Here is a 14,556-nt window from a genome sequence, read left to right as displayed (position 1 = left end):
TTGTGGGCCGAACGTTTCAAGAGCGTCTTGATCGAGGACAACCCGGGCACGGTCCGCATGGTGGCCGCCTATATTGACCTGAATCCGGTGCGGGCGGGGATCGTGCAGGATCCCAAGGACTACCGCTTCTGCGGCTATGCCGCGGCGCTGACGGGCAACCGGGTGATGCGCAAGGGGTTGATGAGCTGCCTGGAGCCAGGGGCCTGGGGGGAGGCGGCGGCGGAATACCGGCAGAGTCTGTTCGTGACGGCGGGGAGCCCGGGGCGGAGTGACAAGGTGGCGCTGGATCGGGAGACGATCCTGGAGGAGTTGCGGCGCGGTGGGGCGTTGAGCGTGGCGCAGGTGCTGCGCCTGCGGGTGCGGCACCTGACCGACGGGGTGGTCTTGGGATCCAAGGCGTTCGTGAACGAGGTGTTCGTCCAGCATCGGGAACGGTTTGGCGTCAACCGTAAGGACGGAGCGCGGCGGATCCGGGGTGTCCCACTCCCCGGGATCAGCGTGTTGAGGGATCTCCAAGTTCGCGCGGTCGGATAGCGGTCCCTGATGGCCCTTTGGTCATCCAACCATTGGAGAGCTCGCCGTTGCCGGCGCTTGTGGAGTCGTCATCCCCGGAGATTGCACTTGTGTCTGAAGGCACCGCCCAATCCGCCAACGGAAGCCGCCATGTCCGGGCTTGACCCCCTGTCGAATCCATGGCGGCAGATCACACAGCCCGTCAGCATCGGGGCAGGTGCGGCAGGTGCTGGAAATGGACGTCGGAAGTGCAGAGCGCCAAGTGGTGTTAATTCCTGCTACCAGTACCCGGGCGAGTACATGCGGGCGTTCCCGCTGTCGAACTGGACCGAGATGGACCTCTGGGAATACATCCGCCAGGAACGGCTGGAGGTTCCCAGCAATTGTTTCACCCACACCCGCGAGTGCTTCCGGCGCGGCGGACAGTGGCTGCCGGTGCCGCCGTCGCACACCGATGCAGCGCGGCCTGATCCTTACGCAAGGGCGCGACCCCGGGCGAACGCGCCGGTCAAATCGCTGGTCGTCCGCGTCCGTACCATCGCCGACATGATCAGCACCGGCATGATCGAGAGTCCGGCGTCCAGCGTGGACGACATCGTCGCCGAGGTTGTGGCAGCACGCGTCACCGAACGCGGCTCCCGCGCCGACGACAAGCCCAGCGAGGCCGCCATGGAGGACCGCAAGAAGGCGGGATACTTCTGAGGGGTCTATCGAAACCGGGATTGCAAGGATGGGCACGGATGTAGTACGTTACAATCAAATGAGTAGTACACTGAGCGTTCGACTGCCGGAGGATCTGGCAGCCTGGCTGAAGGAAACTTCCGAGCGAACGGGCCAGACCCAAGGGGAACTGGTACGACTCCAATTGGAGCGGGCGCGCGCCGCTGCCGAAGACCGCCCATGGATGGCTTTGGCCGGGAAGGCCGGGGGGTTGCCCCGCGACCTTTCAACCCGGGAAGGGTTCGGCAAACGATGACTGCCATCGCTGACACCGGCTTCTTGGTGGCATTCCTCAACTCAAGGGATGAACATCATGGATGGGCCGTCGCCTTGGCGGCACAGGTCACGGCCCCCCTGCTGACCTGCGAGGCGGTCCTCACTGAGGCGGCTTACCTTCTCGGGAACACCGGGTTGGTCATGGATGTCCTGGCCAGCGGCCTGATTGATGTGGAGTTCAGCGTGATCGCGAACCGCACACACCTGTCGGAATTGTCCGTAAGGTTCGGCGATCAGAGGCCGGACCTGTGCGATCTGTGCGTGGTCCGCATGAGCGAACTGTTCCCGGATCACGCCGTCCTGACCACCGACCGGAAGGACTTTGCCGTGTACCGCCGCAACAAGCGGGACGTGATCCCGGCCCTCTTTCCGCCCGAGAAATGAATCGCCCCCGTTTATCCATCTCTCAGGCTTCAAGGTGGCGTTCGACGGCTGGCACAGGACCTGCATCGCTGGCTCGGAGGGGTGCGAGTGAGCCGGGCACTTATTGAGCCAATGAACTTCGAGTGGACACTGGTCGTATGTTCGGCGTTGGCGGGAGGCGTCGGTGCGTATGTTGGTGCGTATCTCCGGCAGAAGGGCCAGAATCTGGCAACCCGAGAGGACCTGGCGCAAATCGTCGAGGGGTGCGCACGATGTGAACGCGCGATACGTCGCCCCGCATGAAGTCGCTTTAGGCGTTGGTGTCGAGGGCGACCTTCATTTCCAGGCGTCCTCATCCACCTTGGAGAATTCCGCAACGGCCCGGTCAAAGGCGGGGTCCGGCTGCCAGGAGCCAATCCGTGCATCCAGATCGGTGTGTTCGCGGGGCTGGATGTCGAGTTCCAGGCCGCGGGCGAGGGCTTCCACGGCGACGGAATTGAGGCTCTTGTCCTCATCCTTGGCACGACGTCGCAGCGCCCGGTCAATGGCCGCGGGAATGGCGCGAAGCGTGTACTGGTGATTCTCTCGCACCTCACCGACGGTGGTGGGAGCCCTTCGCTCGCACTCCCCGGGGTTGCGGCCAGCCCCCCAACGATGGCTGCGGAAACTGGTGCGCCCGGCCCGGGCTCAGCGACGGCGATGGACCAGCGCGATGCCCGCCAGGCCAAGGCCCACCACGGCGGCCATCACCGGCGACTCGGGGACCGCCACGATGGACAGGTTATCGAAGTAGGCCCGCTGCCCGGACTCCTCGATCCCTCCCGCCAGCCAGACTTCGGTGATCCGGTCGCCGTCGGGGACCAGCGGCGCCGAGCCGACCCAGGTACCGTCCAGATAGGCCGCAACCGTGCGCGCCTGAAAATCCAGTGACAGTCCCAGGGTGTACCACTGCCCGGTCGTGAGGGTGCCCTGCGTGGGGTTCTGGTCGAGGATCACCGGTCCGGTCCCGTCGGCGATGAGTTGCGGTCCGAAGCCGCCCGTCATGAGCAGGATGAGGCCAGCGCGGGCGTCGAAGTCGCCTTCCAACCGCATGTCCACCTGGAGGTTCACCTGCGGTTTCGCGGCTGCGTTCAGTCCAAGGATCGCCAGCGGGAGCACCCCGCCGTTCTCCAGACTCATTTCGAGGGCCTGGGTGCCCGACCGCACCACGGTGTTCTCGATGATGCCGTCACCCGTCCAGCCCTCCTGTCCGTTGATGCCGCCCAGGGCGAAGTTGGGCGGTTCAAATCCGGTTTCGTAGATCACTCCAGCGCGGGCGGCCAGCGCCCCGATACAAAGCGCGGTGACCAACGGCAATGGGGTATGCATGGGAGATTTGCGATGCGTGGATGCCATGAAGCATCGGGAGCCTGGAGCATTCGCCAGCCACTGGCAATGGACCAATCGGGCAACGCTTCAGCAGGTCTTTGAAGTGACAGGTTCCCAGACGATTCGCCCCTCCCAGAGCGGCGGTGCTGCCGGGGTCTTCCGGGGAGAAACGAAACGGCTTGACCAGTACACCACCACGGTAGTATTACCGTGGTCATCGTGAATCATCTCCAGCCAAACCATCACCGCCTCGGTGACCTGCAGCTGCGGATTCTCCAGGTGCTCTGGGAACGCCGTGAGGCCTCGGTCGCCAACGTCCACGCCGACCTGAAGCCCGAGCGCGACCTCGCCTACACCACCGTCGCGACAATGCTGCGCAAGATGGAGGCGCGTGAACTCGTGGCGCACCGCGAGGAGGGACGGACCTTTCTCTACCGCGCCCTGGTCGCCGCCGAAGAGGTCAACCGCAGCGTCGGCGCGCATTTCGTCGAGCGGCTCTTCGAGGGAAGCCTGGCGGACGCCGTCAGCCACCTGCTCACGAGCCGGGCGGTCAGCCGGGCCGAACTCGACCAGTTGGAGAAATTGATCAAGGAAGCGAAACGGAGGACCCGATGACGCCCGACAGCGCCTTCTGGAGCCGGTTGCTGGGCGTGCTGACGCTGGAGATCGCGATGGTGGTGGCCGCGCTGGCGCTCTGCGCCCGGTGGATTCGTCCGCCCCAGCTTCGCCGCTCGTTATGGCATTCCGGCCTGGTGGCCCTCGCCTTGATCACCGTCGTTGAATTTTCCGGGTTTCGCAGCTTCGTGACCATGCGGTTGCCCGTGACACACCCACCGAGCGAGCGCCGGCTGGTCGCGTTGGTTCACCCTTTGGAGAGCACGACGTTCACCTCGTCTGAATTCGACCCCGGACCCTCGATTCCCCAGCCGGACGCTTCGGCGCCCACGTCGCCACCGCCACGGTCTGCGGGATGGTGGCCCGGACTCCTCTGGCTGCTGGGGGCGCTGCTGCTTGGATTGCGGACGCTGACGCTGCGCGCCTGGCTCGGCTGGGAACGCCGTCGAACCAAACCCGGCGACACTGAAACCCGGGCGACCATCGCGCGCCTGGAAGGCCCACTCGGCCTGCGCCGCGTAGAACTGCGCGTCTGGGCGCGGCTTCGTGGACCCATCGCATTTGGAACGCTGTGGCCAACAATTGCCGTTCCGGCGGATTTTGCGGCGCGATTCACGCCCGCGCAGCGCGAGGCGATGATTGCCCACGAGCTCGCCCATCTGGCCGGGCGCGACCCGTTCTGGCTCGCCGCCGCGGATGCGGTATGCGCGCTCCTGTGGTGGCATCCGGGCGTCTGGTGGGCGCGGCATCAACTGCGGGCCGCCAGTGAACAGGCGGCGGATGAAGCCAGCGCGCTCGTGCCGGAAGGGGGTGTCGCCGCCCTGGCGGAATCCCTCGTCGCGTTCGGCCGCGAACTGGCCACGCCGGGACCCGCCCGCAGCCTCGGCGTGGCGGGCAGCGGCTTCCGCTCCGAGCTCGGTCGCCGCGTTGCCGCCCTGCTGGAGACCCCGCCCGTGTGGCGCCCGCCCGGCTGGGGACAGCGCTGGCGGATGCGGTGCGCGGTGGTCGGAGGCGTGATCGCTCTGGCCGCGCTGCCCTGGCCTGGACCCGGCGAACCTTCGGCCCTTGCGTTCCTGGCCCATGCCGCGAGCGCCGTCTCGTCCGTCTCCGAATCGTCCCCGAAGGCCCGGGTGCCTGGGCCGCCAGTCTCCGAGACGATCATCAGGGCGGCCCTGATTTCCAATGCCCTGGCGTACGACACTCAGACCGGAGTCGTTACTGCATGGGGCGGAGTGGTGATTCAGTCTGGATCCTCCACACGGACGGCCGATGCCGTCCAGATTGATGCAACGAACGACACCCTTGTGGCGCGCGGGGACATCCGTCTGCAGACCGCACCGATGGCGGGCGCCGCGGCATCCCAAAGCGGGTTCACGAGTGCGCCAAACACCGGGGCAGCTCCCCTCCCCACCCGTGTGATCGCTGCGCTGCGTGAGCCAGGCGTTACTGTTGAACCGGCGGCTGCGTCTGGTTTGGCGGCGCCGGCGCCGGCCGGGTCGCCGGGTGTCGGTACGGCCCCCCAGTTGTATACCCGAACCTACCGATTGGCCGATCCGGTTCAGTTTGTCGCAGCCATCCGCCAAACGGCAGGAATGCTTCCCTCCACCAACATCCAAGCGGACGTCAACCAGTTCCTGGTGGCCTGCGGACTGGACTTCGCGAAGCCGGACGCGACCGCGTTGTCTCCGGACGCGCCTGACCCGCTGGCGCCTGCGGTGTACTTCAACGACCGGACTGGAGCGCTTTTTGTCCGTGCCACGCTCGCTGACCTGGACCGGACGCAGCGGATTCTCGCTGTTTTGAACGTCCACGGGCGCGACGATGACGAATCCGTCGGACCGGCAATCACGTTGAAGGTTCAACTTGCCGACGTCCGGGTGGACAGTGCCGAGGACTTGGGACTCGACTGGCTGTTCGGACGTTCTCCCACCAACAATCCGGTGACGGAGACGACGCGACCGGATCCCAAGGCGGCCACGCGTGTGGATACCCTGACCAGCAAGGGCGAATGGGTGACGCTCAAGGCCGTTCAGTTCGATGCCCTGAGCCGTTCGCTGGAAAACCACAGGGGAATTGACTTCCTGACCGCACCGGAAGTGACGACCCGCTCCGGCCGGCAAGCCCAGGTCGCGGTCCAGGACGTGCGCAGCGTCGTCACCGGAGTGAAGGCCGCCGTGGATCCGCGAACCCAAGCGGTCGGATTTGATGACGTCTCGGTCTCGGTCACCAACACGACCCCGGGGATCAACTACCAGGTCGAATCCATTGCCACCGGTCCCGCGGTGGACGTGCTGCCCTACGCTGAAAACGATGGCTGGCGGTTGATCACTGTGGCGCGGGTGACGGAGTTCCTTGGCTACGAAGATCCTGGCAAGGGCAATGAAGCCTTCGTTCAGGTCTCCGGTGCAAAACCGCTGAAGGCCCAGAAGCCGCTGGCCCGGATTCTTGTCCGCGAGATGGTGGCGACCGCGTTTGCCAAACCCGGCGAAACCGTCGCCCTGCGCGGCGCCATGGTCACGCGAACCAACATCGTCCGGTCGCGGAACTGGTTGGTGCGCCGGTCGCAGACCAATGTCGTCTCGCAGCGGCTGTACGCCTTCATCACGCCGCAGTTTGCCCCGGCAGCCGCGGCCGGTGACGGAGCTTCCGTGGCTCCCGTTCAGCCGGTGATTGTCCGCGTGATGGCGGCGGAACCTGGAATCCGGGTGGGCCATCAGTGGGTGAAGCCGGGTGACCTGCCGGTCGCGTTGAAGGCCGAACAAGCGGCGAAGCCCAACCTGAGGCTGATCGTCCGTGCGGATGCGGATGCTCCCCCGGCGCGGTTCCAAACAGTTCTGGAGGAAGCACGGCAGGCAGGGATCCCGACTGTCTCCCTCAGCGATTGAGCCGGAACGGGCGGAACGAGCCTGAGAATTCGATCGGCTCTGGTCGGTCTCGTCGGCATTTCCGAAGATCCACGATTCCTCCTGCGCGATTGAAATCCAGCGACCCTTTGAAGACTGGCGACACGCTCCGAGTCGCTGTCTATTAATTGATCATGTCGCGCAGCATTCAACCTGGTCGCAATTCCCGGGCGGCCCGGACCGTTCTGGCGCTGACGCTTGGTGGACTGGGCGCCGGAGCGGCGCCGGATTTCGAGGCGGACGTCCGACCCCTGCTTGAGGCCCGCTGCGTGTCCTGCCACGGAGATCGCAAGCAGGAATCCGGACTGCGTCTCGACCTTCGCGACGCCGCGCTGGCCGGCGGCGATCACGGGCCGCTGCTCGTTCCGGGTGCCCCGGAGGACTCGGTGCTGATCCAAGTTGTCTCGGGCACCCATGGGGAGGTGGCCCGGATGCCTCGGAAAGGGGATCCGCTAGCCCCGGAGGAGGTCGAGACGCTCCGGAAATGGATCGCCGGCGGCGCGCTCTGGCCGACCGACGAGCCATCGGTGGCGGCCGGTCCCGACCCCAGAACCCACTGGGCGTTCCAGCCCGTCCGACGGCCCGCAGTACCCACCGTCACGTCCGAAGATTCGCGTTTCCCGCTGCGAAACCCGGTGGATCATTTCGTTTTGGCACGCCTTCAGGAAGCCTCCATGGCCCCGTCCCCGGAGGCCGACCGCATCACCTGGATGCGGCGGCTGTCCCTCGACCTCACCGGGTTGCCGCCCGCGCCGGAGGAGGTGGACGCCTTCGTTGCGGACCCTTCGCCCGAGGCCCACGCCCGGGTGGTGGAGCGTCTGCTGGCATCCCCCCACTACGGAGAGAAATGGGCACGGCACTGGCTCGATGCCGCCCGCTATGCGGATTCCAACGGCTTCGAGAAGGACCGGACCCGGTCCATCTGGCCGTGGCGCGACTGGGTGATTCGTTCCCTGAATGCGGACCTGCCCTTCGACGAGTTCACGCGCGATCAACTCGCCGGCGACCTGGTTCCGGGAGCCACCCTCGACCAGCGCATCGCAACCGGCTTTCTCCGAAATTCCATGATCAACATGGAGGGGGGCGTCGAACCGGAGAAATTCCGGGTGGAGAGCATTGTGGACCGAGTGGACGCCGTCGGCCGCACCTGGCTGGGTCTGACGATCGCGTGCGCCCAATGCCACAATCACAAGTTCGATCCCATCTCCCAACGGGAGTATTTCGCCTTTTACGATTTCCTGAACCAGGACGTGGAGCCCCGGATTGAAGTGCCCGAGCCCGAAGTCGAGGCGAAGCGTCACGAGATCGAGGAGGCGGCGCGGCATCTGGAGGACCAGTGGGCGTCGGACCCCGCCACCGCGGCGCGGTTCGCGCGCTGGCTCGAAGGCCTCGGTGCTCAGGGGACCGCCTGGGAGGTGCTGGATCCTGACGAATGGCACTCCACCCCGATGAAGTTCGAGAAACAGGAGGACCATTCCCTCCTGGCAGGCGGCGACATCTACGGCACCGGAGTGCTGCGGGTGTGGACGACCGTGTCCGGCACCAACCTGACGGGATTTCGACTGGAGTTGCTGAATGACGGCAATCTGCCTTTTGGCGGCCCGGGCCTCGATGGCCGGGGAGATTTCCTCATCGGCGAGTTCATGGCTGAAGCCATGCCCCTGAACCCTCCGGGACCTGTCGAGCCGGGGTCAACGAATGGCCCGGCCCCCCAGCAGATCGTTTTTACTCGCGTCATTGCGGATTCCGAAGTCCCGGGGTTTCCCGCGTCGGCGATGGCCGACGGCGTCGTCACGAACGGCGGCTGGGCCTCGGCCCTCACCCGCGGGCGCAGGAATGATGAGCGCCGGGCCGTGTTTCAGGCTTCTGAGCCTTTTGGCTTCGAGGGAGGCACAAGCCTCCTGCTCACGATTCATTCGAAGCCGAAGGAGGGTTTGCAGGTCGCCGACGGCCGCTTGTCCAACTACATCCCGGGGCGGCTGCGCCTCAGCGTCACGCGGGATCCGGGGCCGCTAACGGTGGAGCCTCTAAGCGAGCGTCAGCGGGCCCGTCTCGCGACGGCTCTTGGCGCACCCCCTCCGCACCTTCGGCGCGAGCTGTTCCGCACGTACCTGTTTCAGGATCCCGAGCTGGCGGAGACCGCACTGGCCTGGGATGACCTGTGGGCGGACTGGCCGTCTGCAGGCGTGACCACTCTGGCGCTCGCCGCCCGGGAACCGTCACGTGTCACCCGCCTCTTCAAACGCGGCGACTGGCAGAAGCCCTCCGTCGCCGTCGCGGCCGACGTGCCCGCGGTGCTGAATCCGTTTCCCCAGGGAATCCCTCGAAACCGCCTTGGGCTCGCCGCCTGGCTGACCCATCCCGACAATCCGCTGACCGCCCGCGTCCTCGTCAATCGCGTCTGGCAGCAGTATTTCGGCACCGGACTGGTGGAGACCCCGGAAGATCTTGGGACCCGGGCCGAGCCTCCATCGCATCCGGCCTTGCTGGACTGGCTGGCCGCCGAGTTCATGGATCCTCAGACCCCTGTGTCCATGGCTGCCGAACCGCCACGGCCTTGGAGCTTGAAGCATCTGCATCGCTTGATCGCCGGATCCTCCGCGTACCGTCAGGCCTCCGTGCTGACACCGGCCACGCTTGAGCGGGATCCCGCCAACCGGTTGCTGGGCCGCGGCCCGCGATTCCGGGTCGAGGGCGAGACGGTGCAGGACATCGCCCTCAAGGTGAGCGGCCTGTTGTCCACGAAGATTGGCGGGCCCAGTGTTTTCCCCCCGTTGCCCGACGGCGTGATGTCCCTCGCCTACGGGCCGATCACCTGGAATGTGAGCGAGGGAGACGACCGCTACCGGCGGGCACTGTACACCTTCTGGAAGCGCAGCGTGCCCTATCCGGCGCTTCTGACCTTCGACGCGCCCGCCGCGGAGCAGAGCTGCGTGCGCCGCACCCGCTCAAACACCCCCCTCCAGGCGTTGACCACACTCAATGAGCCGACGTTCCACCAGGCGGCCCGATGGCTTGCGTGGCGGGCGCTGGCCGCCGCGGACACCGACGAGCAGCGTGCCCGGTGGGCGTTCCGCCAGTGCGTTTCCCGTCCGCCCACCGACCGCGAGACCACCGTCCTGCTCGGGCTGCTCGCGCAGGCCCGGGCCGAGTACTCCTCCCGGCCGGGCGACGCCGGCCGGTTCGCCTTTGCCGACCCGAAGAACCCCGCGCCGCTTCCCCGCGGCCAGACGACCACCGACCTTGCCGCCTGGAGCGCGGTCACCCGCGCCATGCTCAACCTCGACGAAACCATCACCAAGGAGTGAACCCCGTGAACCTGACTCGTGAACTTGACCTGGAGCGCCAGCGCTTCCTGACCCGGCGCTGGTTCTTCCAGCAGTGCGGTGTCGGCCTGGGGTCCATCGCGCTGGCCTCCCTGATGGGCCACCGCACCGCGGCATCGGTGCCGTCCGCCAATCCCATGAGTCCCCGGCAGCCCCCGCAGCCCCCGCGGGCCCGCGCGGTGATCTACCTCTTCATGGCCGGGGCGCCGAGCCAGCTCGAGCTCTTCGATTACAAGCCCACCCTTGCCCGCTACAACGGGCAGCCGGTGCCGAAGGATGTTCTTGGTGGACAGACCTACGCCTTCATCAAACCGGATTCGGCGATCTATGCGCCGGAATTTTCCTTTGCCCGTCATGGTCACTCCGGAGCCTGGATCAGCGAGGCCCTGCCGCAGCTCGCCACGGTCGCCGACGAACTGACGATCGTCCGGTCCATGACCACCGACGCCTTCAACCATGCTCCGGGTCAAATCTTCATGAACACCGGGTCCCAGCAGTTCGGACGCCCCAGCCTGGGAGCCTGGGTGACCTACGGACTGGGCAGCGTGTCCCAGGACCTCCCGGGGTTCGTGGTGCTGAATTCCGCGGGCGGCCTCAGCGGCGGCGCGGGGAATTATGGCAGCGGCTTCCTGCCGAGCCTGTTCCAGGGCGTGCTCTTCCGGAAGGGGGCCGACCCGGTCCTGTACCTCTCGAACCCGCCCGGCATGACGCCGTCCCTCCAGCGCCGGACCCTCGATGCCGTCCGCGAACTCAATGAGGAGCGCTTGGGCATTGTCGGCGACCCGGAGATCGCCACTCGGATCAATGCGTTTGAGATGGCGTACCGGATGCAGTCCAGCGCCCCGGAGCTCATGGACCTGTCACGGGAATCCCCGGAAACCCTGGCAATGTATGGGGCCGAGCCGGGCAAGGCATCCTTTGCCAACAACTGTCTTCTGGCCCGGCGTCTGGTCGAGCGGGGGGTCCGCTTCGTCCAGTTGTTTCACGAGGCCTGGGATCACCACAGCGATGTGAAGGGCGGGGTGAAGGCCCAGGCGGCATTGACCGACCGGGCGAGCGCCGCCCTGGTCCGGGACCTGAAGCAGCGGGGCCTGCTGGAGGACACCTTGGTGATCTGGGGCGGAGAGTTCGGCCGAACGCCACAAGTGGAGGCCAGCGCCGAGCTGAACCGCAGCCTGGGCCGCGATCATCATCCGCAGGCGTTCACGATGTGGCTGGCCGGGGGGGGAACCCGCCGGGGAGTCACGGTGGGGGAAACCGACGCGTTCGGGTTCAACGTCGTCCGGGACCGTGTCCACGTTCATGACCTCCATGCCACCCTTCTGCATCTGCTTGGGTTCGACCACGAGCGCCTGACGTTCCGTTTCCAAGGGCGGGATTTCCGACTGACCGATGTGCATGGCGAGGTGGTGACCAAGCTGCTGGCCTGAACTGCCGGCAACCGCGCCCGGCGGGCCGCGGTTACGCCGCGGACGCCAACAATCCCGCGCTCCGGGCGCGGATCAGCTGCTGCCGGTAGTTCTGCTGCCGAACGGCGCGGAGTTTCTCCTCAAACAACGTGGGAAACACCAGGAGCGGATGCGCCTCCAGCCACGCCACGGCGGCCGCCTCATTGGCGGCACGCCGGATCGGCGCGGCCATCAGCGGCGAGCTGACGCCTGCCAGTGCCTTCTGGAGCAACTGGTTCTTGAGGCGCTCCAGGTCGTTTTCACCGGTGCGCGTAAAGGGTGCCGCGGGATCGAGGGATGCCTCGAACCTCCCGGGACCCGGGACTTCAGGGGTTGTTGTGGCCTTCATGTTTGGATCTGGGTGTCGGTGATTGCGTCCCCCGGGATCGCCCCACGCGTCGTGGAAAACAAAAACCCACGACTGCCGGGCAATCGTGGGTTCCGGAAAACGGTGAACAGGTTCCTCAGCCCGTTCTTCCCACATCGCCCACGGCCCCGGCGCACTGCCAGGAGGCCATCGCCACGACCCGGCGGACGCGCCGGGAGCGGCGCATCCCGCAAGGGAGCATTGGATGGACGATGTGTTTCATCGAATTGAAGTGGTATCGCGAAACGGCCCCGGGTGTCAACCGAAGTTCTCATTTCGTGTGCAACCGAAGAAGGATCCGCGATCACCGACGTCGAAAAACGGGCTTGCAGTACCCCGAGAACCGTTCAGCTTTCGCCCGTCTGTTGGATTGCTGCTAGTCTCCAGGCGTGGTGAATCTTCAGTTGAACGCGGTTCAGTGACGATTTGAAACCCGATGGTCGGGAACAGCCGGACAGTGTTCAGTCGCCAAACAGCACCCGTTCAAATGAATACAAAACTGTATGTTGGAAACCTGTCGTTCAATACGACGGAAAATGACCTCCAAGACGCCTTTGCCGCCCACGGCCCGGTGTCCGAGGTGAACCTGATGGTGGATCGCGCCACCGGCCGCTCCCGCGGCTTCGCGTTCGTCACCATGGGCACGCCCGAGGGGGCTCAGTCCGCGATCAGCGCCATGCACGGCGCCCGGCTCGACGGACGTGAACTCACCGTCAACGAAGCCCGTCCGAAGGAGGAGCGTCCGCGCTCCGGCGGTTTCGGTGGCGGTGGTGGTGGCGGTGGCTACGGCGGTGGCGGTGGCGGCGGCGGCCGCGGCGGTTGGGGCGGGGACCGTGGCGGTTCCCGTCGCGGCGGTGGCGGCGGCGGGCGCTACTAAGCCCACGACGCATCAGAGGATTTCAAGGCGGCCCGAATGGACGGGCCGCCTTTTTGTTTTGCGGAGGCTTCCGCGGACGGCCGGGGATGCGTCCCCGGATGCCCTGTCCGCCCCGAAACCGGATGCCCCGCGCCCTCGACGTTCCCGTACCAACGACCCCGCCGTGGTGTGCGGACCGCCCGGTGATTGCCGCATCGGCGCCTCGCGATACCCTGCGACCATGGCCTATGACTCCTTTCGCGAGTGGGTGGATGCGCTCGATCGCGCCGGTGAACTGAAACGGATCCGCGAGCCGGTGGCCACGGAGCTGGAGATCACCGCCCTCGCGGACCACGAGATGAAGTCGCCCGGCGGCGGGCGCGCCTTGCTGATTGAACGGCCCACCATTGGCGGCGTCGTTTCGCCCTTCCCGGTCGCCATCAACACCCTCGGATCCTGGCGCCGCATGGCGCTCGGCCTGGGAGCAGCATCCGTGGACGACGTCGCCGCCGAACTCGGCGCTCTCGTTCATGCCCGGCCACCCGGCTCACTCCGCGAAGCCCTCCATTTGCTGGCCAAAGGCCTCGAACTCCGCCACGCCCGACCGCGACGGGTGTCTTCCGGTGCCTGCCAGGAGGTGGTCCACCTGTACGACGCACCCCGGCCACACACAGACCCCTGGCCCTCCGCGCCGCGGGTTGAGGACGGACCCCAGTCCATTCCCCTTCCCACACTGCGGGACCTGCCAATCCTCCAATGCTGGCCTTTGGATGGCGGCCGATTCATCACCCTGCCCTGCGTCGTCACCCAGGATCCGGACACCGGGGAGCGCAATCTTGGGATGTACCGGATCCAAGTTTACGACGGCCAGACCACGGGCCTCCACTGGCAGTTGCAGAAGGTCGCGGCGCGACACGGTCGCCGTTACTTCGAAACCGGCCGACGCATGCCGGTCGCGATCGTCCTGGGTGGCGACCCCGTGTTCGCATTTGCCGCCACCGCGCCACTGCCCGACGGCCTCGACGAACTGCTGCTCGCGGGCTTCCTCCGTCGCCGCTCGGTGGACTTGGTCCGGTGCCGGACCGTGGATCTGGATGTCCCCGCCGGCGCCGATTTCGTGATCGAGGGTTACATGGATCCGCGGGAACCCCTTCGCGAGGAAGGTCCGTTCGGCGACCACACCGGGTATTATACCCTTCCGGAACCCTACCCGGTCTTCCATGTCACGGCGATCACCCACCGGCGCGACGCCGTCTATCCGGCCACCATCGTGGGACGGCCTCCCATGGAGGACTTCTACATCGGCAGCGCCTCCGTGAAGCTGTTCCTCCCGGTCTTCCGAATGAACTTCCCGGAGATCGTGGACATTGCCCTCCCGGCGGAAGGGGTCTTTCACAACCTGGTCTTCGTGAGCATTCGCAAGACCTATCCGATGCAGGCCTACAAGATCATGCACGGTCTCTGGGGCATGGGGCAGATGATGTTCACGAAGTATCTGGTCGTCGTGGACGCCGGAGTGGACGTGCACAATACCAGCGAGGTCTTGTTCCATCTTTGCGCGAACACCGACCCCGAACGCGATGCGCTGTTCACCCGGGGACCTTCGGACGTACTGGACCATGCCACCGCGGAAATCGCCGTGGGCAGCAAGGTCGGATTTGACGCGACCCGCAAGCTGCCCGGCGAAGGCTTCCGGCGCCCCTGGCCGCCTCTCATCCGGATGGATCCCGAAGTCGAACGGAAGGTTGCCGAACTATTGCGACGCCTGAAGGACTGAAGCCGCGCGGCGGCGCGTGCGCGT

At 66.2% G+C, this 14,556-nt stretch carries 13 protein-coding genes; 10 read left to right on the top strand and 3 right to left on the bottom strand.

The window, feature by feature from the left end:
- The 4 genes from KF791_08805 to KF791_08790 all read left to right on the top strand — a co-directional run.
- On the top strand, window positions 1–534 hold a 534-nt coding region (locus KF791_08805), incomplete at its 5' end, for a transposase (protein ID MBX3732680.1).
- 9 nt (window positions 535–543) lie between these two features.
- Complete coding sequence (locus KF791_08800) at window positions 544–1,215, top strand: phosphoadenosine phosphosulfate reductase family protein (GenBank protein ID MBX3732679.1); 672 nt, start codon at window positions 544–546, stop codon at window positions 1,213–1,215.
- Between the two features lie 58 nt (window positions 1,216–1,273).
- Complete coding sequence (locus tag KF791_08795; protein MBX3732678.1) at window positions 1,274–1,489, top strand: ribbon-helix-helix protein, CopG family; 216 nt, start codon at window positions 1,274–1,276, stop codon at window positions 1,487–1,489.
- A complete protein-coding gene (locus KF791_08790; GenBank protein MBX3732677.1) occupies window positions 1,486–1,893 on the top strand; it encodes a pilus assembly protein in 408 nt (135 codons plus the stop codon). The genes KF791_08795 and KF791_08790 overlap by 4 nt, the downstream gene beginning before the upstream one ends.
- A 315-nt stretch (window positions 1,894–2,208) precedes the next feature.
- On the opposite strand, the gene KF791_08785 is transcribed toward KF791_08790, so the two are convergent.
- A complete protein-coding gene (locus KF791_08785; protein MBX3732676.1) occupies window positions 2,209–2,463 on the bottom strand; it encodes a hypothetical protein in 255 nt (84 codons plus the stop codon).
- Between the two features lie 96 nt (window positions 2,464–2,559).
- A complete protein-coding gene (locus KF791_08780; protein ID MBX3732675.1) occupies window positions 2,560–3,240 on the bottom strand; it encodes a hypothetical protein in 681 nt (226 codons plus the stop codon).
- Between the two features lie 219 nt (window positions 3,241–3,459).
- On the opposite strand from KF791_08780, the gene KF791_08775 reads away from it, so the two are divergent.
- From KF791_08775 to KF791_08760, 4 genes are all read left to right on the top strand, one after another.
- Complete coding sequence (locus KF791_08775; protein MBX3732674.1) at window positions 3,460–3,855, top strand: BlaI/MecI/CopY family transcriptional regulator; 396 nt, start codon at window positions 3,460–3,462, stop codon at window positions 3,853–3,855.
- Window positions 3,852–6,740: a hypothetical protein gene (locus KF791_08770; protein MBX3732673.1), complete on the top strand. Its 2,889-nt coding sequence runs from the start codon at window positions 3,852–3,854 to the stop codon at window positions 6,738–6,740. Before KF791_08775 ends, KF791_08770 begins: the two co-directional genes overlap by 4 nt.
- Before the next feature lie 152 nt (window positions 6,741–6,892).
- Entirely contained in the window at window positions 6,893–10,066 is a 3,174-nt protein-coding gene (locus KF791_08765) for a DUF1553 domain-containing protein (protein MBX3732672.1), read from the top strand.
- Window positions 10,067–10,179: 113 nt separating this feature from the next.
- The gene (locus KF791_08760; protein ID MBX3732671.1) at window positions 10,180–11,514 is read left to right on the top strand and encodes a DUF1501 domain-containing protein; all 1,335 of its coding nucleotides are present in this window, start codon (window positions 10,180–10,182) and stop codon (window positions 11,512–11,514) included.
- A gap of 31 nt (window positions 11,515–11,545) precedes the next feature.
- On the opposite strand, the gene KF791_08755 is transcribed toward KF791_08760, so the two are convergent.
- Complete coding sequence (locus KF791_08755; GenBank protein ID MBX3732670.1) at window positions 11,546–11,881, bottom strand: hypothetical protein; 336 nt, start codon at window positions 11,879–11,881, stop codon at window positions 11,546–11,548.
- Between the two features lie 505 nt (window positions 11,882–12,386).
- On the opposite strand from KF791_08755, the gene KF791_08750 reads away from it, so the two are divergent.
- Complete coding sequence (locus KF791_08750) at window positions 12,387–12,776, top strand: RNA-binding protein (protein ID MBX3732669.1); 390 nt, start codon at window positions 12,387–12,389, stop codon at window positions 12,774–12,776.
- A 220-nt stretch (window positions 12,777–12,996) separates the two neighbouring features.
- Complete coding sequence (locus KF791_08745; GenBank protein MBX3732668.1) at window positions 12,997–14,532, top strand: UbiD family decarboxylase; 1,536 nt, start codon at window positions 12,997–12,999, stop codon at window positions 14,530–14,532.
- Window positions 14,533–14,556 lie beyond the last annotated feature (24 nt).

The organism is Verrucomicrobiia bacterium, assembly GCA_019634635.1.
Lineage (GTDB): Bacteria > Verrucomicrobiota > Verrucomicrobiia > Limisphaerales > UBA9464 > UBA9464.
Note: the sequence above shows the minus strand (reverse complement) of the source record. Positions and strands in the feature narration are given on the sequence as shown.

Coding starts and splice junctions, on each gene's coding strand:
- KF791_08755 (MBX3732670.1), bottom strand. CDS start 11,881: ATGAAGGCCACAACAACCCCTGAAGTCCCGGGTCCCGGGAGGTTCGAG.
- KF791_08795 (MBX3732678.1), top strand. CDS start 1,274: ATGAGTAGTACACTGAGCGTTCGACTGCCGGAGGATCTGGCAGCCTGG.
- KF791_08790 (MBX3732677.1), top strand. CDS start 1,486: ATGACTGCCATCGCTGACACCGGCTTCTTGGTGGCATTCCTCAACTCA.
- KF791_08760 (MBX3732671.1), top strand. CDS start 10,180: ATGGGCCACCGCACCGCGGCATCGGTGCCGTCCGCCAATCCCATGAGT.
- KF791_08800 (MBX3732679.1), top strand. CDS start 544: ATGGCCCTTTGGTCATCCAACCATTGGAGAGCTCGCCGTTGCCGGCGC.
- KF791_08770 (MBX3732673.1), top strand. CDS start 3,852: ATGACGCCCGACAGCGCCTTCTGGAGCCGGTTGCTGGGCGTGCTGACG.
- KF791_08765 (MBX3732672.1), top strand. CDS start 6,893: ATGTCGCGCAGCATTCAACCTGGTCGCAATTCCCGGGCGGCCCGGACC.
- KF791_08750 (MBX3732669.1), top strand. CDS start 12,387: ATGAATACAAAACTGTATGTTGGAAACCTGTCGTTCAATACGACGGAA.
- KF791_08745 (MBX3732668.1), top strand. CDS start 12,997: ATGGCCTATGACTCCTTTCGCGAGTGGGTGGATGCGCTCGATCGCGCC.
- KF791_08780 (MBX3732675.1), bottom strand. CDS start 3,240: ATGCATACCCCATTGCCGTTGGTCACCGCGCTTTGTATCGGGGCGCTG.